This window comes from Myxococcus sp. CA005 (genome assembly GCF_006518205.1).
Taxonomy (GTDB): Bacteria; Myxococcota; Myxococcia; order Myxococcales; family Myxococcaceae; genus Myxococcus; species Myxococcus xanthus.
The window spans coordinates 1-24,446 of sequence record NZ_SRLV01000095.1; the positions used below are offsets into that span (position 1 = coordinate 1).

At 67.8% G+C, this 24,446-nt stretch carries 22 protein-coding genes, 1 other RNA gene and 1 pseudogene; 9 read left to right on the forward strand and 15 right to left on the reverse strand.

The window, feature by feature from the left end; genetic code table 11:
- Window positions 1–193: 193 nt before the first annotated feature.
- Window positions 194–508 (forward strand): annotated as a pseudogene (locus tag FMQ63_RS30695) (transposase domain-containing protein); the annotation flags it as partial.
- A gap of 257 nt (window positions 509–765) precedes the next feature.
- Here FMQ63_RS30695 and FMQ63_RS30700 read toward each other — a convergent pair.
- From FMQ63_RS30700 to ssrA, 8 genes are all read right to left on the reverse strand, one after another.
- On the reverse strand, window positions 766–1,152 hold the full coding sequence (locus tag FMQ63_RS30700) for a DUF4150 domain-containing protein (protein ID WP_011552183.1): 387 nt from the start codon (window positions 1,150–1,152) through the stop codon (window positions 766–768).
- Window positions 1,153–1,156: 4 nt separating this feature from the next.
- Window positions 1,157–1,717, reverse strand: a complete 561-nt coding sequence (locus FMQ63_RS30705; RefSeq protein WP_020478992.1) for a hypothetical protein — start codon at window positions 1,715–1,717, stop codon at window positions 1,157–1,159.
- A 21-nt stretch (window positions 1,718–1,738) separates the two neighbouring features.
- Window positions 1,739–2,647 carry an AHH domain-containing protein gene (locus FMQ63_RS30710; RefSeq protein ID WP_011552181.1) on the reverse strand — a complete coding sequence of 303 codons (909 nt, stop codon included), beginning with the start codon at window positions 2,645–2,647 and terminating at the stop codon, window positions 1,739–1,741.
- A 3-nt stretch (window positions 2,648–2,650) separates the two neighbouring features.
- Entirely contained in the window at window positions 2,651–3,715 is a 1,065-nt protein-coding gene (locus tag FMQ63_RS30715) for a hypothetical protein (protein WP_011552180.1), read from the reverse strand.
- A 1-nt stretch (window position 3,716) separates the two neighbouring features.
- Window positions 3,717–4,742: a DUF2169 domain-containing protein gene (locus tag FMQ63_RS30720; protein WP_011552179.1), complete on the reverse strand. Its 1,026-nt coding sequence runs from the start codon at window positions 4,740–4,742 to the stop codon at window positions 3,717–3,719.
- An 18-nt stretch (window positions 4,743–4,760) separates the two neighbouring features.
- Entirely contained in the window at window positions 4,761–6,041 is a 1,281-nt protein-coding gene (locus tag FMQ63_RS30725) for a TIGR02270 family protein (RefSeq protein WP_011552178.1), read from the reverse strand.
- An 11-nt stretch (window positions 6,042–6,052) separates the two neighbouring features.
- A complete protein-coding gene (locus FMQ63_RS30730; protein WP_011552177.1) occupies window positions 6,053–6,586 on the reverse strand; it encodes a DUF6484 domain-containing protein in 534 nt (177 codons plus the stop codon).
- A gap of 266 nt (window positions 6,587–6,852) precedes the next feature.
- Window positions 6,853–7,218, reverse strand: a transfer-messenger RNA (tmRNA) gene (ssrA, locus tag FMQ63_RS30735).
- A 219-nt stretch (window positions 7,219–7,437) separates the two neighbouring features.
- Between ssrA and FMQ63_RS30740 the strand changes: the two genes are divergently transcribed.
- From FMQ63_RS30740 to FMQ63_RS30750, 3 genes are all read left to right on the forward strand, one after another.
- A complete protein-coding gene (locus FMQ63_RS30740) occupies window positions 7,438–8,802 on the forward strand; it encodes a pitrilysin family protein (RefSeq protein ID WP_011552176.1) in 1,365 nt (454 codons plus the stop codon).
- Complete coding sequence (locus FMQ63_RS30745) at window positions 8,802–10,418, forward strand: pitrilysin family protein (protein ID WP_011552175.1); 1,617 nt, start codon at window positions 8,802–8,804, stop codon at window positions 10,416–10,418. The genes FMQ63_RS30740 and FMQ63_RS30745 overlap by 1 nt, the downstream gene beginning before the upstream one ends.
- Before the next feature lie 79 nt (window positions 10,419–10,497).
- Window positions 10,498–12,417: an OmpA family protein gene (locus FMQ63_RS30750; protein ID WP_011552174.1), complete on the forward strand. Its 1,920-nt coding sequence runs from the start codon at window positions 10,498–10,500 to the stop codon at window positions 12,415–12,417.
- 44 nt (window positions 12,418–12,461) lie between these two features.
- On the opposite strand, the gene FMQ63_RS30755 is transcribed toward FMQ63_RS30750, so the two are convergent.
- Genes FMQ63_RS30755 through FMQ63_RS30765 form a run of 3 tightly spaced genes read right to left on the reverse strand, consistent with a single transcriptional unit; the run spans window position 12,462 to window position 15,007 of the window.
- The gene (locus FMQ63_RS30755; RefSeq protein ID WP_011552173.1) at window positions 12,462–13,331 is read right to left on the reverse strand and encodes a tetratricopeptide repeat protein; all 870 of its coding nucleotides are present in this window, start codon (window positions 13,329–13,331) and stop codon (window positions 12,462–12,464) included.
- A gap of 24 nt (window positions 13,332–13,355) precedes the next feature.
- Window positions 13,356–13,934: a TlpA disulfide reductase family protein gene (locus FMQ63_RS30760; protein WP_020478990.1), complete on the reverse strand. Its 579-nt coding sequence runs from the start codon at window positions 13,932–13,934 to the stop codon at window positions 13,356–13,358.
- Window positions 13,931–15,007 (reverse strand): CFI-box-CTERM domain-containing protein, encoded by a 1,077-nt coding sequence (locus FMQ63_RS30765; RefSeq protein ID WP_011552171.1) that lies wholly within the window; start codon window positions 15,005–15,007, stop codon window positions 13,931–13,933. Before FMQ63_RS30765 ends, FMQ63_RS30760 begins: the two co-directional genes overlap by 4 nt.
- Window positions 15,008–15,102: 95 nt before the next feature.
- On the opposite strand from FMQ63_RS30765, the gene FMQ63_RS30770 reads away from it, so the two are divergent.
- From FMQ63_RS30770 to FMQ63_RS30780, 3 genes are all read left to right on the forward strand, one after another.
- Entirely contained in the window at window positions 15,103–15,390 is a 288-nt protein-coding gene (locus FMQ63_RS30770) for a hypothetical protein (protein ID WP_011552170.1), read from the forward strand.
- 82 nt (window positions 15,391–15,472) lie between these two features.
- A complete protein-coding gene (locus FMQ63_RS30775; protein ID WP_011552168.1) occupies window positions 15,473–16,732 on the forward strand; it encodes a S1C family serine protease in 1,260 nt (419 codons plus the stop codon).
- A 154-nt stretch (window positions 16,733–16,886) separates the two neighbouring features.
- Complete coding sequence (locus FMQ63_RS30780; protein ID WP_026114299.1) at window positions 16,887–17,153, forward strand: hypothetical protein; 267 nt, start codon at window positions 16,887–16,889, stop codon at window positions 17,151–17,153.
- Window positions 17,154–17,190: 37 nt separating this feature from the next.
- On the opposite strand, the gene FMQ63_RS30785 is transcribed toward FMQ63_RS30780, so the two are convergent.
- Window positions 17,191–17,922, reverse strand: a complete 732-nt coding sequence (locus tag FMQ63_RS30785) for an RNA methyltransferase (protein WP_011552166.1) — start codon at window positions 17,920–17,922, stop codon at window positions 17,191–17,193.
- Window positions 17,923–17,973: 51 nt separating this feature from the next.
- On the opposite strand from FMQ63_RS30785, the gene FMQ63_RS30790 reads away from it, so the two are divergent.
- Window positions 17,974–18,561: a hypothetical protein gene (locus tag FMQ63_RS30790; RefSeq protein WP_043613242.1), complete on the forward strand. Its 588-nt coding sequence runs from the start codon at window positions 17,974–17,976 to the stop codon at window positions 18,559–18,561.
- A 71-nt stretch (window positions 18,562–18,632) separates the two neighbouring features.
- Window positions 18,633–19,592 (forward strand): phosphoribosylaminoimidazolesuccinocarboxamide synthase, encoded by a 960-nt coding sequence (locus FMQ63_RS30795; RefSeq protein WP_011552164.1) that lies wholly within the window; start codon window positions 18,633–18,635, stop codon window positions 19,590–19,592.
- A gap of 27 nt (window positions 19,593–19,619) precedes the next feature.
- Here FMQ63_RS30795 and purB read toward each other — a convergent pair whose 3' ends face one another.
- Genes purB through FMQ63_RS30810 form a run of 3 tightly spaced genes read right to left on the reverse strand, consistent with a single transcriptional unit; the run spans window position 19,620 to window position 24,399 of the window.
- Complete coding sequence (gene purB, locus FMQ63_RS30800; protein WP_011552163.1) at window positions 19,620–20,933, reverse strand: adenylosuccinate lyase; 1,314 nt, start codon at window positions 20,931–20,933, stop codon at window positions 19,620–19,622.
- The gene (locus tag FMQ63_RS30805; protein WP_026114298.1) at window positions 20,930–21,874 is read right to left on the reverse strand and encodes an ABC transporter substrate-binding protein; all 945 of its coding nucleotides are present in this window, start codon (window positions 21,872–21,874) and stop codon (window positions 20,930–20,932) included. Before FMQ63_RS30805 ends, purB begins: the two co-directional genes overlap by 4 nt.
- A complete protein-coding gene (locus FMQ63_RS30810; protein ID WP_011552161.1) occupies window positions 21,871–24,399 on the reverse strand; it encodes a bifunctional serine/threonine-protein kinase/formylglycine-generating enzyme family protein in 2,529 nt (842 codons plus the stop codon). Before FMQ63_RS30810 ends, FMQ63_RS30805 begins: the two co-directional genes overlap by 4 nt.
- Window positions 24,400–24,446: the final 47 nt, after the last annotated feature.

Genomic DNA, 24,446 nt, shown 5'->3' on the forward strand with positions numbered 1-24,446 from the left:
CTGGGCATTCACTCGCCGTTACGGCCCGTGCACTCGCTCACCCCGCTGAAACGGGGCTTTGTCAGTGGGCTTCACCGCAGGGGTCTCCCCTGTCGGCGCCACCCCAGCTATGCGGCCTTGACCTGTTGCCGCCTCGGGACTTTCACCCTACGGGTCCATGAGTTCCTCCAGGCATCACACAACTACCTTGACGCTCACGCGCTTCGTCGAGAATGAGCGACTCCCCCTCGACAACAACCGCTCGGAATCGGCGCTGCGGAAGGCGGCGCTGGGCCGCAAGAACTTTCTCTTCGTTGGCCACGAGGCCGCTGGCGAAAACCTCGCGGGCCTCTACGCGCTGGTGGCCACCTGCGAGGCCAACCAGGTCAATCCCGAGGAGTACCTGGCCGACGTGCTGCTGCGGGTGCAGACGCATCCCAACTCCCGCATCGGTGAGCTGCTACCCCACGAGTGGAAACGTCGACGCGTCGCCGAGCCACCCAACGCAGCCCTGCAGCCCAGTCCCTGAACTCCTCGCTCCTCGCGGCGCTCGCCGAACACGGCCTACGGCCGCCTGCAACCGCGCGCGCCACGTCCTTGGCCGGACGGTTACGCAGAGCATGTTCAAGAAGCCCTCGGCCGCGACTCCGCTCCAGGCCCCACCCAAGCCGCACGCCGATTCAGACACTCAACACTGACCTGAAGCCACGCCGTGGGCGCGACAAGACCGCCAGGAACCTCTGGCCCATACGAGAATAAACTGCGCGCCCGTTGACACGTTTATCGTCAACCCATGATATTCTTCTTGTTGTGAAAGAGCGGGTCGCCCAGACGGCACACGTTCTTGCCTTCGAACTTCACGTCGAAGGAGTACATCATGAACTCCGCTGGGCCCTTCGTAGAGCCACTCATGATGCCGCCCCCCGCGGTGCCGGCCTCATCTCCAGTGCTCGTCTTATACTGAGCACCCTTCACCATGGGCATCTTCCCATTGACGGTGACTTTCTTCGGCCCATTCGAGGCGTCCGAGGACTTGCCCAGGTTGGGATAAGGCAAGGGCACTGGCCCACCCGGGCTCGGCGTCTTGCAGACGTCGGGGAAGACAACGCTCTGTCCACCACTGTCCTCAGCGGAAATACCGCGCCCGTTAGCAAAGACTTTCGTTCCCATCATCCCCTCAGTATGCGGACGGCTCTTCGAGCGACACCACCCGGACTCCCACCAACTTCGCGGCCTCGACGGCTTGCTTCACGGCCTCCGACACGAGAATGACCAGTGAGTCCTCGGCAAGCCGAAACAGCGGCAGCCCCAGGGTCCTCGATTCGTCGACACGGAGCTTCGTGAACTTCATCAGGGGCGGTTTGTAACCAGGAAGATACTCCGATCTGGGCAAATCCGCACAACTCACCAGACCAACAATATTGACTGCCTTGTAGTGTGAATAGGTCTTCTCTCGCTCCCGATCAATGACCTCCGCGTCATACAGGTCGAGATTGCGAACTCCCGCCCCCTTGAGCACCTCAATGAGGCGCTGGGAAAAAAGAGGGACGTCGATGATGAGATCCGGCATCACGGGACCGCTGCGCGGGTCGAGATAGCACGGGATGGGCTCTTGTACGGGGTCCGGATAACGGATTCCCATGGTCCAAGGGACGTCGACGTCGGGCGACTCATCCAAGGCAACACCCTCGACGCCATGTGCAGCAAAATCATACCTCGCATCCAACCTGTAATACACACACACCTCCGCGACAATTGACTAACCGCGCGTCTTCTTCGTCAAAGCGAGCTTACTGACAAGCAACTCCCGGCCCTGCCTGACCGCCATGGAGAGGTCTTCAGCCAATGTCGACACCCATGATTTCCACTGATCGGGCCGCCCCGTGATTCGCATTTTGAAAAAATCGGATTTTTGATTAATGAGGTGCACTAGGGAATAGGGTGGATAGCGCTTCCCGTCGTCATCCTTGGAGCGTTCGCAGACAATCCGAAATCGTTCCGCCAGGTGCGCCAACTGGTCACACTCCAGCCGCGTCTCCTTGTCATAGTTCATGGTGGGGCTGGTTTTGTATGGCTTGCTATGATCCGTGTAATGCAACTGCAGCCACGTATCCTTCATCACCAGGAAGCCAACGCCCTCTTTCGAGGCCGGACTCAGCGCCCTCCATGTTTGGCCGTAGAACTGGGCCATCGTCACTCCGGGCACCTTGTGCTTCGTGCCATAGAGGTCCGGGAGCTTTGGGAGAAAGACGCCATTGCGCGCGCAGTCGATGCTGTAGCCAATGTCCTCCTTGATTTTGCCCTTCTCCGCGCGCGTCCACTGCTCGAGACGCGACTTGGCCATGGAGGCCTTTCCCGGAATGATGTGATGTGGGGTCGCGCCAATCTCCACCTCGAATTCCTCCAGCGCTCCCGCCTTGGCCACCCACCCCATCGTTGGATCGCTCCCACCGGGCAGTGGATAGACCGGCCCTACCTTCTTGTCCGTCGTGAGTTCCTTGGCGTTGCTCCGGAGGCTCTCCGCCAGGTCGTCCTCGTCCTTCAGCAGGCCATGCTTGGTCTTGTAGCCCTTGAGTTCACGCGGCCACTCCGCGCAGAAGACACAGTCCTCCGGGTGCCCGTCGTCGGCCCCGTCGCCCCCAGCCACTGCTTCGCCAAACTCAGGCATGGCTCAAGCCTCCGGATCTTCACGCTGAAGCAGTACGGCACCACGTGACTCACGGTCCGAGGAGCACCACACCAGCACAGGCCCCTCACGATATCCCTTCCGCAATCCCAGCGCCGCCACCCCCACCATCAACGGCCCGTATGCGGCTCCCGGGTCCCCCACGTTCTCGGCCGGGTGTTCCAACCGATGCGCCTCGGCAATGCGCTCACGCGAGCGAAGGAATGTCACGCCCCACTCCTTCGCCCAGAAGTTCTCTCCGTTGAACCCCACGTACACACACCGCACGGGCGGTAGCCCAGCCGGAGTGGAGTCGAAGAGCAAGCGACAGGTCTGCGCCAGACCTTCCCCAAGGTATGGCTCCCGGCTGTACCGATGCCCCGGCTCCTTTCCCGTCGCTGTCGCCAGAACGCGTGCCAGCGGGACACGGCCGAGCCGCTTCCCCTCTCCCTTCCTTCCAAGCCGGAGGAACACGGCGGCCTCTCCAGGAATCAGCCCATCCGCCGGCCCGTACCGGCGTATCCGGTCCTCGCCTTCGAGTGTCGCCAACACCGTCGGATCCAACAGGGTGTCCAGTCCTCCCACCAGAACTTCCGGAGCCTTGCTTTCGTCCAGGAACCGCACCGCCGCGTCGAGCGCCAGCAACCCCGCAGCGCGCCCATTGGGAAAGCACCGGCTGCGCTGTAGTTCCAGCGCAATGCCGGAAGCCAGCCCCAGCGCCTTCAGGAAGGGCACCGGCTCGCTCCGCGCTGATAATTCCGTCTCTTCGGGGAGCCCCAGCATCAACGGCAGCGGGCGCTCCAATCCCGCCGCCGCCTCTTTCAGTGCGGGCAGCGCCAGCCGCAACATGCGCTGCTCACGTGCGGCCAGTCCACGAGCGACCGGCAGATCCGGAGCCGGCAGGTGCTCCTCGGAGACGAATGCCCCCAGGTAGGGACGGAAACGGAGGTCCATCAGTGACGTCTCCCGCGCACGCATGATGCCAGCCCGAATGGCGGCCGCTGTCGACGGGGCATTCACTCCCACCGGCGTCATCATTCCGACGCCGAGAATCTCAGCACCTCCGCTCATCTCAATCCTCCGCGCCTTCCAATGACAGCAACTGGAAGCGCGCCTCCTCGACCTTCAATGCCCGCTTGTCGCATCCCACCGCGCCTCGCCAGGTCATGCACACCCGTCCGGAGCCCGGCTCCAGGCCCACTGTCTCCAGATGAAGTGGAGGGCGCTCGAACAATCCGGCAATCTTCACTGTCACGCTCAGCCCACAGCGGGGAAGCGTGTAGCGCTGCACGCCTTCGAGTGACACATTGATTAATTCGACCGGTTCGCCGCCCTTCAGTCTCTCCCGGGCACACATCCCCGCGGGCGCGACCTGAAAGAACTCCGCTTGGAAGTCGAGGGGCAGGTAGGGCGCGCGCCGGGTCCTCCAGGCCTCATCATAGGTGCCGGCATACGATTTTCGCGGCTCCCACGATGGCGCCACAGGCCCCACGCCCATCGGAACCGGGTCGTCTGAAATGGAGCGAATGAGTTGCCTTGGATCCTCCAGGTTGGGCAACGCGCGTCCCACCATTTCCGAACCACCACGCTTGCCGCAGAAGCCCTGTCCCACAGGATTGCTTGCCTTCCCCAACACGCGTTCCTTCGTCACCTCATGCACGCCACCGTAGGCCCGTTCCCATACGAGTGGCATCTTCACGAAGGGCTCGGGCGAAGAGATACCCGGAGACAGAACCCCTCCCCGCCATTTTCTGTCGCCGAAGACTTGGATCACCTGCTTCACAGGCCCCACCCGCACCAGGACGGGGCAGGAGGCCACCGGCTTGCCCCGGGGCGCGTGTGCCTCGCCCTCCAGCAACACGTCTGTGCCTGGCTTGAGCAAGTGTGCCTCGCTCGCAGCTCGGATGCTCGATTGCCCGGGCTCTCCCCGGAATGTGTCCGCCATGACGACCGGTTGCTGATTTTCCGCAATGAACAGCCGCCCCTTGCGAAAGGTGAACGTCGCCTTCACCACCACGTATAGCGTGTCCATCCCCCGGACATCGGGGAACATGAACATGCTGGGTGAGAAGGGAGTCTCGTTGCGAACCTGAAGCATATCCCCCCGCCTTTGCCTTCAACTCATGAATCCCCATGCAGGCAGCCGCTCGCGGACAGCGGAAGCCAGGGCCAATTGCTCCCGCTGCCGTGACGTGAAGGCTCGCACCTGGATCGCGTAGGCACCTCTCGTTCGCACCATCAACTCCAATGCATACAGATGCCTCCGTCGCATGGGGCCTTGCGCCAGCGCCTCCAGAAGGGACGCGCCGGTGAATGGTTTTCCTCTCAGGTAGCGATTGGCTGGCGAGAATCCATCGCGCGCCCGCTCCCACCAGCGCGCGACTTCCTCCTGGGCGGGGAGTGCCAATGCATCTTCCGGGCGAAGTCCCAAGTCCGCATCCAGGTCCTCATCTTCCAGGGGCGGCAAGGCATCCTCTGGCTCTGGCTCCGGGAGCACGTGTGCCCCCGCCATGCGAAGCCCCGTGATGGCGCTGAAGGCCTCACCCGCGAGGCGCGCCACGCGCGGCTCCTCACACATCCACCTCAGGCAAGATTCCGCGGCAGGCACCTGCCCAGTGAACCCCAGCGCCCAGAGCGCATCCTCGCGAGTGGCCGCCGCCTCCGAAAACGAGATGAGCCGCTCAAGGAACCGCACATTTCCCGCCGCAGCAAGCAAGGCCCACAACCGCCGGCGCAGCGGGCTTCCCATGGCCGTGGATTCTCGTTCGCAGACTGTCCATGCGTCGCGCACGCCAAACACCAATCCGGTTTCAATGGCGGCCCACCGGACCTCTGGACGAGAGTCTCCCAACAGCACGCCAAGCAACCTGGGGGCATGGGACTTCGATGATAGATTAAGCGCTCGCAGTGCCGCCGTGACAACCAGTGCGTCGGGGTGGCTCAGCAGTTCCTCCGCCCTGCCGCCAAGCAAGTGCCCCCGGAATCCCAGCACAGATACAGCCATGGGCTCGGCCGTGGTGAGCAAGGGGGCCAAGGCAGTCTCCACCACCCCTTTCTCGCCAAGCTCCAGGGCTCGCCGAATGGAGGCCTGAACTGGTGGCGGCGCATCGGTCGCCCGAGCCTTCACTGCATCAAGCACGAGAGATGGAGCCAGCGCGAGGAGTGACCAAGCGGCGGCGAACACCTCACCCGGGTCCTCGCGCTCGTACACCACGGAGGACAGCACCTCGATAGCCGCGGCCCCCGCCGCAACCAGTCCATCCAAATGAGCGAGCAACCGCTCTTCTAGCTCAGCGGTCTCTTCCAACGTGTAGTCGGGCGCGACCAGCGCGCGCTCCCACTGGCTCCAAAAGAAGGCCGCTTCGGAAAGATGCTCCTCCAGTACGTCCAGCATCATTCGCGTAGCCCCTAATTCACCTGGACCGAGCCACCCTTGATGCGGTTGACCCCCGAGGACTGCGTTTCCACGTACACGCCCCGGATGACGACCTTGCCGTTGCTACGCATCGTGATACTGGCTTGGCCACACCGCAGGACGATCTCGTCCTTGCCCTCTATTTCGACCCGCTGTCCGTCGACCCGGGCCTCGGTGGGAGCTGGAACCGGTTCGGGCTCAATGCCCGCCGTGTCCAGCATGACATCGAGCAGAGGCGTGGAACTGTGGCCCTGCTCCAGCCCGATAACCAGCGGCAGCCGGGGATCCCCATCTTCAAAGAGAAGCACCGCGAACTGGCGTGTGGCCACTGCGGCCCGCACTACCTCTGATGTCAGATTGATAGTCCTCTTCGCAGGTAGCGGCCCCTCGGTGTTTCCCCCGAAGTCCACCAGGAATCGACCATTGTCATCCACACCCGTGAGCCACCCGAGCCTACTCCCCCAGATTCGCTCGCGCGGCGCATCGCCTAAGGGTTCTGCATGAGGCCTTCCCACTGGCATGCTCATGACCTTGTCCTTGTCCCGGGCCTCGAAAAGGCTCGCTGCGGACCTAAACCATGATGTCCAACGGCCCCCCCAGGATGCAGATCATACGACCAAGAACGATGTTTGCTGTAAAGGCCCCGGGCCAGCGGTCACAGGATGCCCATGTGACGAATCACTGCACAGGCACGCACATCTTCTGGGGTGCCCACCCCCCGCGGTTCCATGGGCAAGGTCTGGCAAAAGAAAACCCCGTGGCACCTTGCTGGCGCCACGGGGCTCGTTCTTCACAGTGGAGGCGGCGGGAATCGAACCCGCGTCCGAAAGCCGTCCGCTCTTCGACCCTACGTGCGTAGTCCGCGATTTGCTACGTCCCTGAGGCTCCCACGGACGGGATACTCAGAGCCGGTCCTGGGAAGATCTCGCCACCTCGGGTCCAGGCACCCTCGGCAGCCAGCCTGCATTATGACGGTCTGTCCCAACCCCACAGGCCGAGGGCGGGGGGACCGCGCACTATGGGCTGTTTTTAGGCAGCCAGCGCGAGCTCAACGTTGTCGTTGGCTTTTGTGTCTTTGCCGGGTTGAATTTACGAGCTACCTGACAAGCTCGGCACGCGTCTCGAACTTCAATGCCCCCGTCGAAACCAGGTCGCCCCCGGTAGGTTCACTGCACGTCACGCGGCCACTCACCGCGCCCCGTCTTCTTCACATTAACCGCTGACGGGGGCGCGTCAATCCTCCTGAATGGCCGCGGGCACTTCTGGGCGCACGGCCGTGGACACTCGGCCCACAAGCCCCTCCTCCACCGAGCCAGCCGTCGTAGGGTCGCCTACCCGCCGGGTCCCGCTTCTTCCGTCCCGGCCACGAGGCACCTGAATGAGACGACTGCTCCCCCTCCTTCTGCTCCTGCTGGGCACCGCCCTGCCGGCCGCCGCTGCCGCCCCTACCCCGGCGTCGGACGCCTTCCCGTACACCCTCCACACGGACACCCTGCCCAACGGCCTCACCGTGGTCCGCGTGCCCTACCCGTCCCGCGGAATCATCGCCTACGTCACCGTGGTCCGCGTCGGCTCGCGCAATGAGGTGGAACCCGGCCGCACCGGCTTCGCCCACTTCTTCGAGCACATGATGTTCAAGGGCACGAAGACGCACCCGGAGGGCGACCGCGAGCGCATCCTCGGGAACTTCGGCTACGACGACAACGCCTTCACCACCGACGACATCACCCTCTACTACTCCTACGGCCCCACCGCCGGCCTGCCCCAGCTCATCGAAATCGAGGCGGACCGCTTCCGGAACCTGGAGTACAGCCAGCCGTCCTTCCAGACGGAGGCGCTCGCCGTGCTCGGCGAGTACCACAAGAACGCCGCCGCCCCCTTCCTCAAGATGGAGGAGGAGCTCAACGCCGCGGCCTTCACCCGCCACACGTACCAACACACCACCATGGGCTTCTACAAGGACATCCAGGCGATGCCCCAGGCCTATGACTACAGCCGCACCTTCTTCGAGCGCTGGTACACGCCCGACAACACCCTGCTCTTCATCATCGGCGACTTCGACGACGCCAAGGTCATGGAGCTCGTGCGCCAGCACTACGGCCCCTGGGACCGCAAGGCCGCCCAGGTCTCCGTCCCCGCCGAGCCGCCCCAGAAGGGCCCTCGCACCGCCCACATCGACTGGCCTCAGCCCACGCAGCCCCGGCAGGTGATTGCGTGGCGCACGCCCGGCGCCGGCACCAGCCCGGTCGACGCCGCCATCCAGACGCTCCTCGTGGACTACCTCGCCGGCCCCACCAGCCCCGCCTACAAGACGCTGGTCCTGGACAAGCAGCTCGTGGAGTCCATTGGCAGCGACTACTCCGAGCACCGCGACCCGCACCTCTTCACCCTCACCGCCACCCTCAAGGACGAGCGCCACCGCAACACCGTGCGCAAGACGCTGCTCCAGGAGGTCAGCCGGCTCGCCGCCGGACGCGTGGATGCCGCGCGGCTCAAGGCCATCCAGGACCACGCCCGCTATGGCGCGCTCATGGCCCTGGAGACGCCTCGCGACGTGGGCATCCAGCTCGGCTGGTACGCCGGTGTCACGGGCTCGCCCGACGGATTCCAGCGCCACCTGCAGAGCCTGCCCAAGGTGACGCCCGCCCAGTTGTCCGACTTCGCCAAGCGCTACCTCACCGCCAACAAGCTCATCCTGCTCAGCCTCACCCCCAAGACGGACGCCCAGGGAGGGACGAAGTGATGAAGACCCGAGCACTCCTGTCCCTCACCGCCCTGCTGGGGCTCGCCGGCTGCGCCACCACGCCCCAGGCGCCGCCTCCCGACGAGAACGCGCCGCCGCCCGCGGTGCCCGCCCAGGCGGCGGCGCCCGAGCCCGCTCCGCAGCCCACGCGTCCGGAGTCCGTGCCCGCGACGCCGCTGCGCCAGCCCAAGCCCATGGAGTTGGTCGTCCTGGCGCGTCCGGACACGCCCATCGTCTCCTTCCGGCTCGTGTTCCACACCGGCTCCGTGGACGACCCGAAGGGCAAGGAGGGCCTCACCGCCCTCACCGCGCAGCTCATGGCGGAGGGCGGCACGCAGAAGCTTTCGGCCTCGCAGCTCCTGGAGGCCCTGTACCCCATGGCCGCGGAGCTGGACGTCTTCGTGGACAAGGAGCTCACGACGTTCTCCGGCCGCGTCCACAAGGACTTCCTGACGCGCTTCCAGGACATCTTCACCGACGTGCTCCTGGCTCCGCGCCTGGACAAGGCCGAGCTGGAGCGCCTGCGCGCCAACGCCATCAGCGACGTGGAGAACGGCCTGCGCAGCGCCAATGACGAGGCACTGGGCAAGGTCGCGCTGGACGCCCTGCTCTACCAGGGCCACCCCTACGCGCACTTCACCGGCGGCACCGTACAGGGCCTGAAGGCGATTACGCTGGACGACGTGAAGGCCCACGCCCAGCGCGTCTTCACGCAGGACCGGCTCGTCATCGGCCTGGCGGGCGCGGTGGATGACGCGCTCGCACAGGCGCTCAGCTCGCGCCTGTCCGCGTTGCCCGCGAAGGGCGCTCCGCGCGTGGAGCTGCCCGCCGTTCCGACGACGGCCGGCCGCACCGTCATCATCCAGAAGCCCACGCTCTCCACCGCCGTCAGCATGGGCTTTGTCAGCACCATCCGCCGCGGCGACCCGGACTTCTTCCCGGTGGCCTTCGCCATGTCCAACCTGGGCGAGCACCGCCAGTCCATTGGCGTGCTCTTCACCGAGCTGCGCGAGAAGCGCGGCCTCAACTACGGCGACTACGCCTACGCCGAGCACTTCATCGAGTCGCCCGGCACCACGTACAACCGCACCAACATCGCGCGCACGCAGCAGGACCTGTCCCTGTGGATTCGCCCCGTGGTGCCCACCAACGGCGTGTTCGCCACGCGCGGCGCGGTGTTCTTCCTGGACCAGATGGTGAAGGAGGGCATCCCGCAGGAGCGCTTCGAGCTGATGCGCGGCTTCCTCCAGGGCTACACCCGCCTGTGGGAACAGACGGACCAACGCCGGCTGGGCTACGCCATTGACGGGCTCTTCTACGGCACGCCCGACTTCCTGGAGCAGTACCGCCAGGCCATGTCGAAAATGACGCCGCAGTCCGTCCAGGAGGCGCTCCGCCGCCGCGTGCAGCCCGAGGCCCTCAACTTCGCCTTCGTCACCGAGGACGCGGAGGGGCTCGCCCAGGCGCTGCGCTCCGGTGCGCCGTCGCCCATCACCTACGCATCACCCAAGTCAGAGGAGTTGCTGACACAGGACCAGGCCATCTCCTCGTCCAAGCTGCCCCTGCGCCCGGAGGCCATCCAGGTCATCCCCGCGCAGCAGTTCATGGAGAAATAACACACGGCTGTAATCAGCAGTGCCGGGGGGTGGGTCATTTCCTTCCACCCCCCGGAGTCGGGTGCTATGAGCCTGAAACATGCAAGGCTTCAGCTTGCGTGGTTCAGCCACCCGACTCGCCGTCCTGGGCCTGCTTCTGGCCTCGGTGGCTGCGCACGCCGACCACGACCCGTTCGCTCGCGGATTCGACGCCGTTCCCGTCAAGGCCACCGCGGCTCAGCACAGCGGTATCGCGCTGGAAGGCACGAGCAACGCGCTGCCCGCTGGGAGCTTCCGCGCGGCGCTCTTGTTCGACTTCAACTGGCGCATCCTCGCCCTGAAGCTGGGCGACGAGAAGCTGGGCGACCTCTTGCCCTACCGGCTCGATGCGCACCTGCTGTTCGCCTATCAGCTCCATGAGCGCTTGGAGCTGGCGGTGGACCTGCCTGTCACGCTGCTCCAGGGTGACAACTTCCAGTTGCTGCGCGACGCGCTGAACGCGCCCAACTTCCCGGGCGCCGCGGGCGTGGGCCGCACCACGCTGGGCGACATCCGCCTGCTGCCGCGCGTCCACCTGCTGGACCGCGAGCAGTTCCCAGTGGGCGTGTCGCTCGTCGCCGAGGTCCGGCTGCCCACGGGCAGCGCCTCCAGCTTCACCGGCGAGCGCGGAGTGCTCTGGGCGCCTCGCATCGCGCTGGAGCAGCGATTCACCGCCCTCCCCGTGCCCATCCGCGTGCTCGGCAACGTGGGCGTGCGGCTGCGGCCCCATGCGCAGTACCTCAACCTGCTCGTGGATGACGAGCTGACGCTGGGGGCGGGCGCCATCGCGGAGCTGCCCAACCTGGGCCGCTTCACGGACGTGGAGGCCGTGGCGGAAATGCACCTGGGCACCCCGCTGGTGCGCCCCTTCAACTTCGACCAGGCCGACACGCTCAAGACGCCGTGGGAGGCGCTGGTGGGCGCCCGCGCCAAGGTCTGGGGCAACTGGGGCATGGAGCTCAACGTCGGCCGCGGCATCAACCTGTCCAGCGGCTACGGCCGTGAGGCCCTGCGGGTGATGTTCGCGGTGCGCTACGACGAGACGTTCATCGACTCGGACGGCGACGGCGTGCCCGACATCCGCGACCGCTGCCCCAACGAGCCCGAGGACATCGACGGCTTCCAGGACGGCGACGGCTGCCCCGACCCGGACAACGACGGTGATGGCATCCCCGACGGCGAAGATGGCTGCGCCAACGAGAAGGGCCCCAAGCACACCAAGGGCTGCCCGGACCCGAACTACGACACGGACGGCGACGGCGTCGTCGACGGCGAGGACGCCTGCGTCGACAAGCCGGGCCCCAAGTCCAACAAGGGCTGCCCGGAGGACGAGAACGACGCGGACGGCGACGGCATCCCCGACAAGCTCGACAAGTGCCCGGACAAGCCCGGCCCGAAGGACTACGACGGCTGCCCGGACACCGACGGTGACGAGGTGCCCGACAACGAGGACGACTGCCCCGAGCAGTTCGGTCCGCCGGAGAACAACGGCTGCCCGTACGACTCGCCGCCGTATGTCGTCGTCGAGTCCGACCGCATCCGCATCAAGGGCAACGTGCTCTTCGAGACGGGCTCCGCCGTCATCCAGAAGCAGTCGTACCCGCTGCTGGACGAGGTGGCGACGGTGCTGCGGAAGAACCCGACGCTGGGTCCGGTCCTCATCGAAGGCCACACCGACAATCGCGGCTCGCGCGCCCTCAACATGGGCCTGTCCGACCGCCGCGCGAAGTCCGTGCTCGAGTACCTGGTGGCCAAGGGCATCGCGCGCAAGCGCCTCAGCTCCAAGGGCTTCGGCTTCGACAACCCGATTGCCACCAACGACACGGCGCTTGGCCGCGCGAAGAACCGGCGCGTCGACTTCCGGCTCGTGCGCGCCGAGCTGGAGACGGAGAAGAAGGAGACCGTTGTCCCTGCGGGCCAGCCGCCGCCGCCGGGAACGACGCCGGCCAACGCGGCCCCGGACAAGGACGGCAAGCCGTAGTCCACGCGAGCTGGGGCGGAGCGCCCGTGAGGCGCCCGCCCCACTCAGCGGACGGGCGCCACCCACACCTCGCCGACCCAGACCTGCTTGGGTGAGAAGCGGGCGCCTTTACACGCGACGGCGACGCGGCCCTCGCAAGGGTTCACGTAGACGAACTTGCAGTTGCCTTCGTTCTTCAGCCACGGCTCCCGCTGCGACTCGCAGACGTGTTCCTTGTAGTGGCACTCGTCGAGCAACTCGTTGCTCTCCCAGTAGAGGCAGTGCCGCGCCGCCGGGGAGCCCCCATCCGCCGGCGAAGGCGCGTTGGGGCAGTACCCTGCCTCTCCACGCCGCGTGGGGACGGACGCGTCCTCCCGCGCTCCGGCCCCGTTGACGTGCATGTTGAAGCCCGTCTCCGCGTAGAACATCGGTGGTGTCTCCGCGTAGACAGCCTCGACGGGCGCCACCCATTCGCTGAGGCACGCCTGCAGCACGGTGCCGCAGCTCGGCTCCGAGGAGGGCAGGTCCGCGCACGGCCCGGCGCCGCGGATGGCCAGGTAGTGGCCCCGGGGCGTCGGCTGGTGCTCCAGCGTCAGGGCTTCAGGCGTCACGTCATGGAACGCGGCGAGGTTGAAGTAGACGTTGGCGCGCGTCTTGGCGTCCGCGCCGCTCGCCTTGAGCGCGCGCAGGTAGACGGCCAGGGCCTGCTCTTTTCGGCCCTGCTTCTGGAGGCACAGCCCCAGGTCCGCTAGCGTTGGGCCGTGCTCCGGCGCGAGCTTCGCGGCGCGCTCGAACAAGGGGCAGGCCTCGCCGAGCTTCTTCGCCCGGTAGAGCTTCGTGGCGCGCAGACGCAGCGACTCGGCGTCCTCCGCCTTCTTCGCGGCGCCGCCCTCCGGCGTGGCCGCGAGCAGGGACAGCGCCAGGAACCAGGACATGTGAAATCCCCCCGTGCTCAGGCGTCAGGGCTGCTTCAGCGCGCGCTCGATGCGGCGGCGGATGCCGTCCTCGGACAGCGCGCCGCGCTGCGCGTCGATCACCTTGCCGTCGCGGTCCAGGAAGTAGAGCGTCGGCAGCGCGCTGACCTGGAAGGCCCGCGCCACGTTGTCGTCCGCGTACACCACGTACGGCGCCAGTTCCGGCAGGTGGTTGCGCATGAAGGCCTCCACCAGCTTGGGCGCGCGGTCGCCGTCATCCCGGCTGGCCGCCACGAAGACGAGCCCCTGCGGCTCGTACTCCTTGGCCAGCTTCACCAGCGCCGGCATCTCCTCACGGCACGGCGGGCACCAGGTGGCCCAGAAGTCCAGCATCACCACCTGGCCCTTCAGGTCCTCCAGCTTCATCGTGCCGCCGCCATGGCGCGCCATCTCCATGGTCGGCGCGGTCGTCCCATCCGGCACCAGCCGGGCTCGCTGCGCTTCCAGAACGCCCAGGAACACCACGCCGCCCACGCCAAGCGCCCCCAGCAGTCCCAGTACCAGCTTCGTTCCGCCGCCCACCTTCTTCGGGGCCGGAGGCGGAGCTCCGATGCTATCCGTCACTCGAATCCACTCCTGGTCAGGCGGCCATGCACCCGCCGCAGCACCCACCGCACACCCTCACGCGCCGCCGGGCGCCTCGACACCCACGCGGCCACGTCAGGGCCCCACCGATAGTAGCCCCGGATGAACACCCGACCCGGCGCGCTCTTCCGCAGCACGTCGTCGCGGTAGGCGCGGAAGGCCACGAGCTCCGGCGCGCCCGCGCCGAATGCCACCGTGGCCACGAAGCACGAGGACGCCGGGCTCACCCACATGAGCCGCTGGTTGGTGAGGTTCACCACCGCCTTCAGCTCGCGCGCCTCCGTGTAGACGAACGCCAGCAAGTCGCGCCGCGCGGAGGGGAACTCCTGGCCGCTGGCCTCCTCGAACTCGATGCGCGTGCTGCCCGTGGTGCCGACCTCGTCCACAGTGAAGAAGTACCGCTTGGAGCTGCGGCCGACCTCCACCTCCAGTCCGCGCAGCTCGCCGAAGTACGCCAGGAAGGGCGTGCGGCAGACCGGACAGATGAAGCGGTTGTAGGCGTGGCTGGTGAGGAACGCGTAGTCCCCCACCCGCTTGCAGCCCATGTTCGGGCACACCAGCTTCACGCTCGCCTGAGGCGCGGGCCGCGGGTCATAGCGCGACACACGCGAGCCCTTGTCGAACACCGGCGGCGGACGCGGCGGCGACGTCACCAGATGGCGCGTCGGGTGCGCGGCGCGCTCCAGCTCCTGCGCCCGGCGCCAGGCCGTCTCCGCGGCCTCCAGACGTCCGGCCGCGGTGTGGCAGAGCGCCTCGCCGTGGGCCAGCAGCGCGGCCACCAGCTTCTCCAGCGGGGCCACCGCCGAGACATCCCGCCCCGCGGCCAGCGCCTCCGCCAGCACCCGCTCGACTTCGGGGAGCAGGGCCTGGGCCGCCTTGCGGGAAGGGTCCTCCGCGCGGCGGTACACCGGCGGTTCGGGGATACGAACGAAAAGGGCCGAGGCTGCCGCGCGCACCCGCTCCACCGCCGCGTCGCCACGCCCTACGTCCAACTGCGCCGCCCGCTCACGGGCCGCCTGAAAGAGTTCTTCGGGTTGCAAGCGCGCGGACATTAAAGGCCCCACCCCGCGCTGTCAGCGCATTGGACACCTCGGCGGTCGGAAACTGGCCACGCCCTCTCCTTTGGTGTACGAAGAGGTAGGAGGCTGTGAGCGTGAACGCATTGAAGTTCATCGTCTGGACGTGCTGTGCGGTGGGGCTCGGCGTCTTCCTGGCTTCGGGCAAGGTCGATGGCCGCACGCCCTTGAACCACATGGAGCGAGCATGGAGCCGCTCGGTGAGCCCTTCCACGGTTGATCGGCTCAAGGACGGGCTGGAGGACGCGTACGAGGACGCCAAGGACGCCGTCGCCGGAAACAAGGATTCGTCGCCTCGTGAGCGCATCAGCGCCGAGGACCGTGAAGCGGTGAACCGCATCATCGCGCAGAAGAAGTAGTTCGCCTCCGGGCCCGCTTCCCCTGGCCTCCCCTCCTCCTTAGGTTGCACGGGAGGCGGCTGGTCGGGGTGGAGGCGGGGCCATGGGCAGGGCGCGAGGCAAGAGTGTCATCCTGTTCGCCGCGCTGGTGTGCGCGCTGGTGCTGCCAGCGCAAGCCACCGGCCGCGAGCGAAATCGGTTGTGGGTGGAGTCACAGAACCGCGCCCTCCAGAAGCAACGCTCCACGCTGAGCGACGTCGCCCGGCGCGCCATGCCCGCCGTGGTGTCCATCACCACACAGCAGGCTGCCGACGTGCAGGCCGTCGCCGCTGGAGAAGAAGCGCAGAAGGGCATCGGCTCCGGCTTCATCATCCATCCGGACGGCTACATCCTCACCAGCGCGCACGTGGTGGAGGGCGCGGCGGAGGTCATCGTCTCCGTCCTGCACCCGCGCGGCTACGTGGAGGAGTTCGAGGCCATCGTGGTGGGCGAGGACGCCCGCACCGACTGCGCGCTGCTGAAAATCGCCGCGCCCCGCAAGCTGCCCGTGCTGAAACTGGCCTCCGCGTCGCACGTGCGCTCGGCGGATTGGATTGTCGTCATCGGCAACCCGTTCGGGCTGACCCACTCGGTGACGGTGGGCGTGGTCAGCTACATGGGCCGCACGGACGTGACGCCCAACGGGCGCGACGGCGACTTCGACTACATGCAGATGGACGCCTCCATCAACCCGGGCAACTCCGGTGGGCCGGTGTTGGACCTGCACGGTGACGTGGTGGCGGTGGCCAACGCGGTCAACGTTGCGGGCCAGGGCATCGGCTTCGCCATCCCCATCGACATCGCGAAGACGGTGATTCCGCACCTCAAGTCCCACGGCCGCGTGCGCCGCGGATGGCTGGGCATGAGCGTGCAGGACTTCTCTCCGGAGGTGGCCGAGGCCTTCAACCTGCGGCGCGGCCGCGGGGTGGTGGTGACGGACATCGTCGAAGGCGGCCCGGCCGAGCGCGCGGGCCTGCAGGTGGGCGACGTCATCGTCAGGGTGGACCAGCGGAGCGTGCGCCGGGCGCATGCGCTGCGCTGGCAGGTGGCCGCCCGGGGCGTGGGCCGCGACGTGAAGTTCCAGGTCCACCGGTTGGGGCGCCCGATGAAGCTGACCCTGAAGCTGGACGAGATGCCCTCCGAGGAGACGCCCCTGCCCACCGTGGCGAGCACCGCGCCTGGGCGGCACGCGGGGGCCCCTCAGCCGGTGTTGGACGACCTGCTGTCGCCGGTGCCCCGCTCGAAGGGCCGCCGGGCGACTCCGCCCTCCGGGGAAGCAGCCCCCGGGACGGGGGGTTCTGGACAAGACGCCCCCGCGCCCTGAAGTCCGGACGGGTCCGCGCTGAACCCTGGTTTCCCGGGCTCCTTGCGTTCGAGTGTCATGGGCGCTAGACAGTGCGCCTTTTTCCGTACCCTTGCGGCGGGTCCACCTCGGTGTGGCGCCGCGACTTCGCACCGTTTCGCAGGAGAGCTTCGCAATGGCCGAGACCCAGACGACCCAGAAGCGCACCAGTTGGCCGCGTTTCGCCAAGAGCAATGGCAAGAAGGCGTGCACCGTGGAGGGCTGCAAGCGCCCGTACCGCGCCAAGAACTACTGCTACTTCCACTACAAGCAGTGGCGCCAGGGCGACCTGCCGCACAGCCGTTACCGCACCTGCTCCAAGCCGGATTGCCGCGTGAAGACGTTCAAGGGCGGCCTGTGCGAGAAGCACCACGGCGAGGCCTTCAAGAAGGACGCGGCGTAGACCGCGACTCGCCGTCGGCGCCGGGGCGGCCTCTTCCTCAGGTAGAGGCGCCCCGCGTCACCGCGCGCTCCAGGTGCTTGAAGGCCGTGAGCCACAGCTCCGCCTCGCGCTGGGTCAGCCGCGCACGCATCAACGTCTGCTCCAGCTCGTTCAGCACATGCTGCGGCGCCTGCGGGTTGAGGAACTCCGCGCGCAGCATGACGTCCCTCATTCGCTTCGCCAGCGCCCCCAGCGTGCCCAGCTTCGCGCCTGGCGCCTCCTCCACCGCGGCCGTGGGCGTCAGCCCCTGACGGTGACAGAGGTACAGCAGCACCGCTGACGACTGCGCCAGGTTCATGGACGGCTGCACCGCCGACGTGGGAATCGCGAGCACGTCCGTGCACCGCGCCAGGTCCTCGTCGGACATGCCGCGCTGCTCGCCACCGAAGACGAGCGCCACGCGTCCGCGCACGCTCTCCTCCGCCAGCCGCTGCATGGCCTCCTCCGGCGTCAGCACGGTGCGTCCCTTGAGCTGGGTACGAGAAGTCGTGCCCACCGCGTACACGCAGTCCTTCAGCGCTTCGCCCAGGTCGGACGTCACCTCCATGCCTCGTAGGACGAAGTCACTCTTGACCGCGAGACGCTCCGCGCCCTCGATCGACTTCAGCACCGGTTCGGACAAAATCAGCCGTGAGTACCCGAAGTTGGCCATGATTCTGGCCACGGCTCCGAGGTTGTCGGTTGAACGCGTCTGATGAAGGACAACGGTAAGCTGCTCCCCTGGCCGCATGCGCTGAGTTTAGCTGGTTGATCCCGAAGCAGATCGGTATATTCCCGGTTGATGCGTCGCTGGCTCCCTGGGTTGCTCCTCTCTCTCGTGACGGTCCTCACCGCGTGTGGTGAGGCGGGTGCACCTGTCCGTGCCACGATGAGCGCGCGGCAGGCCCTCACCAACCCGCCGGAGTTCCTCGAGTTCGAAGCTCCCTCGACGCGACTGGAGCTCTTCCGCGAGGTGGCCCGGCAGTCCGTCATTGAGGCCGGGCAGGCAGCCCAGGCCCTGGTCCTCTTCCCGGTCAGCCATCAGGGCGAGCTGCTCGCCGCGCCGGGCTTCGATCCGAAGATGGACCTGTTCCAGGCGCCCGACGCGGGTGCGCCCCTGGAGCTGGTGTTCGAGTCCGGCGGAGAGCGTTGGCCGGATGACCGCCGCGAGGGCCTCCAGGGCCTCTCCGAGCGCGAAGCCGCCGAGCTGGTGGCCCGCACGCTGCTCGCCCACTGGGGCATCGCGCCGAACAGCGCGGTCCAGGTGGACCGGGCGTCGGGCGCGCCTTACGCGGTCGCTTACGTGGACGGAATCCTGCGCATCAACCCAGCTTTCCTCTACCTGGCAGCAGCGTACGGTCCTTCTTCCCTGCCCGCTTCGCTCCAGTAGAGTCGCGCGCCTCAAGTCAGGCCCCGTTTCCTCTCGCCCTTCCCGCGAGAGAGAGGGGCCGCGAGGCGACAGTGAATACCTCCGCACTTCACGCGCAGCTTCCCCTCACCCTCCAGCAGACGGACCTGCCCGCGCTCGGCCAGCACTACCGCGGCAAGGTTCGCGAGACGTACCGACAGGATGACCAGCTCATCCTGGTGACGACGGACCGGCTGTCCGCGTTCGACCACATCCTCACCACCATCCCCTTCAAGGGCGAGGTGCTCAACCGGCTGTCCGCATTCTGGTTCGAGCGCACGAAGCACATCGTCCCCAATCACGTGCTGGACGTGCCCGACGCCAACGTCACCGTGGCGCGTGCCTGTCAGCCCTTCGCCGTGGAAGTAGTGGTGCGCGGCTACCTCACCGGCAGCCTGTGGCGCGACTACCAGAAGGGCACGCACACCGCCTACGGACTGCCCTTCCCGGACGGCCTGCGCAAGGACGAGGCCTTCCCCGCCCCCCTCATCACCCCGTCCACCAAGGCGGAGTACGGCCTGCACGACGAGCCCATCTCGGAGAAGGAGCTTCTGGCGCGGGGCCTGGCCACGCCTGGTGACTGGGCGCGCATCTCCGAGGCCGCGCTGGGCCTCTTCGCGGAGGGCCAGAAGTGGGCGCGCTCACGCGGCCTCATCCTCGTGGATACCAAGTACGAGTTCGGCAAGGTGGGCGACACGCTCTACGTCATCGACGAGATGCACACCCCGGACTCCAGCCGCTACTGGATGGCCGACGAGTACGAGGCGCGCTTCGCGAAGGGCGAGGACCAGCGCATGCTGGACAAGGAGAACATCCGCCAGTGGCTCATCCGCGAGCGGAACTTCTCTGGCCAGGGCACGCCGCCGCCCATCCCTGACGACGTGCGCGTGGACCTGGCCGCGAAGTACGTGGCGGCCTACGAGCACATCACCGGCACCACGCTGACGCTGGAGCCGGGCGACGTGAAGACCCGCATCGAGCGCAACCTGCGTGAGAAGGGCTACCTGAAGTAGCCCTCCTCCATCATCGGCACAGGGTGCCTACGCGCTCCGGCCGAACACGCGCTGGAAGACGTCGTCCATGTGGCGCGTGTGGTAGCCCGAGGAGAAGCAGTCGGAAATCTCCTCGGGCGTCATCATCTTCCGCAGGTCCTCGTCCGCGAGCAGGGCCTGCCGGAAGTCGAGTCCTTCCTCGTACAGCTTCATCGCGTTGCGCTGGACGATGACGTACGCGGCCTGCCGGTCCATGCCCTTGCGCGCCAGTTCCAACAGGAGGCGCTGCGAGTTCACCACGCCGCCCAGCAGGTCCAGGTTCTTCTTCATCTGCTCCGGGTAGACGCGCAGGTCCTCCATCAGCCGCGCGAAGCGGATGAGCATGAAGTCCGCGAGGATGGTGGCGTCCGGGCCGATGACACGCTCCACCGAGGAGTGGGAGATGTCCCGCTCATGCCACAGCGCCACGTCCTCCATGGCGCTCACCGCGTAGCCGCGCAGCAGGCGCGCCAGGCCGGTGAGGTTCTCCGACAGAATCGGGTTGCGCTTGTGCGGCATGGCGCTGGAGCCCTTCTGTCCCGCGGTGAAGGGCTCCTCCGCCTCACGCACCTCGGTACGCTGGAGGTGGCGAATCTCCACGGCGAACTTCTCGATGCTCGAGCCCAGCAGCGCCAGCGCGGTGAAGAACTCCGCGTGCCTGTCTCGCTGCACCACCTGGCTGGAGGCCGGCGCGGGCTTGAGGCCCAGCTTGCGGCAGACGTGCTCCTCCACCGCGGGCGGCAGGTGCGCGAAGGTGCCCACCGCGCCGGAAATCTTCCCCACGGCGATGACGTCCCGCGCGTGCTCCAGGCGCGTCCGGGCACGGCGCAGCTCGTCGTACCAGATGGCCAGCTTGTGGCCGAAGGTGATGGGCTCCGCGTGGATGCCGTGGCTGCGGCCCATCTGCAGCGTGTGCTTGTGCTCGAAGGCGCGCTTCTCCACCGCGGCCATGACACGGTCCACATCCTTCAGGATGAGGTCCAGCGCGTCACGCAGCGTGAGCGCCAGCGACGTGTCCAGTACGTCCGACGACGTCATGCCCAGGTGCAGCCAGCGCGCGCTGGGCCCCACCCGCTCTTCCATGAAGGTGAGGAAAGCGATGACGTCGTGCTTGGTGGTGCGCTCAATCTCCTCGATTTTCGCCGCGTCCCCGGGCGTGAAGTCTCCGGCGCGAGCCAGGCAGTCCTGCAGCGCCTCGCGGGGCGCCAGCCCGGCCTCCACCATGCCCTCCAGGGCGGCGAGTTCCACGTCGCGCCAACGGCTGTAACGGGCCTCGTCGGACCAGAGGGAGGACATCTCCTGACGGCTGTATCGCGGAATCACTCGTAGACCTTCACGGCAAAGTCCCGCCGCGCCGCGAGCCGGAGGAGTTCCAGCACGGCGTCGGAGGACGGACCCAACTTCCTGGCGGCGGTGAGATTGAGAGACAAGTCCAACCCCTCAGGCTGAACCACCGCCAGCGCTCCTGGATTCACCTTCTCGTGGATGATGCGGTTGGCCAGCCGCCCGGCCTGCTGGCCGATGGCCGTGGGACTGGGCGAGAGCGCCAACGTGGCCCCTTCCTTCACCTGGCTGGGCGTTAGAGCGGCCAACGGCACCCGGTGCGCCGCCGCGAAGGCGATGAGCGCCTGGACGACCGCCGCGTTGCCCACTGTCTTGTCCGCCACCATCAGCAGCGCGTCCACCTTGCCCACCGCGCCGTCCAACGCCTTCTCCGCCCGGCCCCCCGCCTCCAATTCCAGCGGGAGGATGGACATGCCCCTCGAGGCCGCCGCCGCGCGGGCCTGCGTCACCGTCCCCGAGGAGAACCGCGGGTCATGCAGGATGCCTACGCGCTTCACCTTCGGCGACACGGCCTTCAGCGCCTCCAGCTCTGGCCCCATGTCGCTGGTGAGGGAGATACCGGTGACGTTGGCGCCATCCAGGCCGTACTTCTCGTAGTAGGGCACCATGGCGAAGAGGACGGGCACGTCCTCGCCCAGCGAGCGCCGTGCGGCGTTGGCGGCCAGGGGCCCCAGGGCCAGCACCAGCGCGGGCTTCTGGGCCGCCAGCTTCTTGAAGAGCCGCGCGGCCGCGCCCGCGCTTTCGTCCAGCATGACCTCCTGCACCTCGGCCCGGGCCTCCGCCGCGAAGCCGGCGATGACGGAGGCATACGGCGCCAAGTGGGCGGACTTCACCGCCACCACGCGGGGACGGGCGGGCTGCTGCGCCACGACCGCCGCCGGCAGCAGCGCGACGAGGAGCGCGGCGACGCAGCCCTTCATTGCCGCACGCTCGCGCAGCAGCGGAAGCCCACCGCGTTCGAGCGCACGGTGGGCACGCCGTTGCTCCGCGCCGAGCAACGTGACGCCGGGTCCGGCTGGTCGAAGGCGCCGCCCTTCAGCGCGTATGCTTGGGCGCCGACGCGGGTGGCCGTCCACTCCGCCGCGTTGCCCGCCAGGTCCATCACCGCGTAGCCCGACTTGCAGCGCTCGAAGCGCCCGGAGGCCGCCAGTCCACCCGGGCTCGCCGCGGTGTTGCACGCGCCCACGGCCTGCTCCTCGCCGAAGGGGAACCGCGAGTTGCCGGGGCCCTTGCATGCCTTCTCCCATTCCTCTTCCGTGCAGAGCCGCTTGCCCTCGCGCTCGCACATTCCCCGCGCCTCTTCCCAGGCCACGGCCACCTTCGGCATCGCGCCAGCCCGGTTGGGGAATTCGTACTCATCCACGCAGAACGAAGACACCTGGATGCTCGCGACGGAGCGCTCGTCCGGGCTGGCCAGTGCGTCATCGTCGCTCCGGCCCATCTTGAAGGCTCCGCCACTCACCAGTCGCATGCCCGCAGGACAGCCGCCCACGGGCGCCGCCAGCGCTGCCGCGCCACCGGGTCCGGCAACAGGCGCCGTCCCCTGCCCTCTGGACTTCTGCAGCGCCTTGATGGCCAGGAAGCCCCCGCCCGCGCCCAACGCCAGGCAGCCGAGGACGAGCAACACCAACCTCCACATGGAACGCTGGGGCTTCGCCGCGCGCGTGGCGGACTTGGTGAGCACCGCTCCGCGAGGCGCGGCGCGAGAACTGGACCCTTCCGACGGTTCGCTCCGCTTCGCGCCGGAACGAGCGCCCGACTCTGCCACCTCCGAACCCCGGCGGCGGGTGCGAACACCTGAGTCCTCGGAGGCACGGCCGCGAGCTCGGCTGCCGGTGTCCTCGGCGCCGCCTTCTCGCGAACGAGACGACGCCTCGTCCTGCGCGCCGTCGCGAGCACGCGACCGGGAACGGCCCACCGCGGGCGCGGCATCCAGCGTGGGCGCGGCGGGGCGCCCCGCGGGCACCGCTGGCGCTTCGTCCAGGGTCATCGCAGCAGTGGAGCGGCCATCCGTCACCGCGGGGGCATCCACCTGCGTGGGCGCGGTGGAGCGGCTCAGCGCGGCCTCGGACGGGGCGCCACGCTCACTGGCGTCCTCGGAATCCTTCCGCGCTGGCGCGGCGCGCGAGGGCACGGGGGGAGATGACGCAGGCCGCGAAGCACTGCCCTGCGCCGAGGGTGCCGCCTTCGCGGCGACGACAGGTGGTGCGATGAAGGGCAGCGCCTGCTCCGTCAGGTGCTGCGGCGCGGGCGAGGCCGCGGGCTTGCCCCGTCCCATGATGGCGGCCAGCGACGCCGCGTCCAGCGGCTGCGTGGCATCCACCGGCGGCGGCAGGTCCGGAATGGGTGCGGGCGGCTTGGGCGCGGCGACACCGGGCGGTGGAGGCAGGTCCTCCTCCTGCACGGCCGGGAGCATGCCCGTGGGCACCGGGGGCGGAGGCCTCGCCGCCTGCCTCGCGGTGTTCGCGGCCGACGAGCCCGGAGGCGCCGGGAGGCTCCGCGCGCGCGACACCACCGCGGCCGGCGTGCGCGCCAGGATGTTGGAGAACTCGGTGAGGAACTCACCCGCCGTCTTCGGACGGGCCAGCGGGTTGAAGTTGAGCGCGCGCCGGTACAGTGCCTCGATGGAGGTCGGCAGGTCCGGGTGGTGCATCGTCAGACCGGGGATGACGCCGTCCTCGGGCACGAGCCCGGTGAGCATCTCCCCCACGATGGCCGCGAGCGAGTACACGTCCATGCGCGTGTCCAGCTCGCCCCCGCCCACGTACTCCGGCGCGATGTAGACGTCCGCGCGCTGCCCCTTCTGCGCCTGCACGAAGGGCAGGTGCGGCACGGCCAGGCCCAGGCCGTAGTCCGTCACCTTGAGCAGGTCCGGCAGGACGATGACGTTCTCCGGCTTGACGTCGGAGTGCGGTCCGAAGCGGTGCGCCGCGTCCAGGGCCGCCGCCATCTGCGCCAGCAGCGGCTCCACTTCCTTCAGCGAGAAGAGCTGCCCCCGCGCGGTGCGCTGCTCCATCATCCGGCGCAGCGTCATGCCCTCCAGCAGCTGCATGGTGATGAAGGGCCTGTCCCCATCCACGCCCTCCTCGTACACGCGCAGGAGGTTCGGATGATTGAGCTTCTTGGCCACGCGCATGGACAGCGCGAACTGCATGCGTTCCTCGGGCTGCTGCACCAGGCGCGGGTGCACCGCCTTGAGCGCCACTTCGACGTCAATCTCCTCGTCCTGGGCTCGGAAGACGAAGCCCATGGGCCCGGAGCCCACCACTTCCTGGATGGCGTAGCGGCCGGCGACGACGTCCCCTGGCTTGTAGGGTGCGCCGTCCGCGCCGCGCCGGCGAGCAGCCCCGGCGGGAGGACGCGCCGAGGCATCGTGCTTCAGCCCGCAGGTGGGGCAGGTGTCTTGGGAGGCAGGAACGAGGCTGCCGCAGCGGTAGCAGAGCAAAGCTGGCGTACTCCAGGAGGCAGTCGGGGGGCCACCTCGGGGGAAGG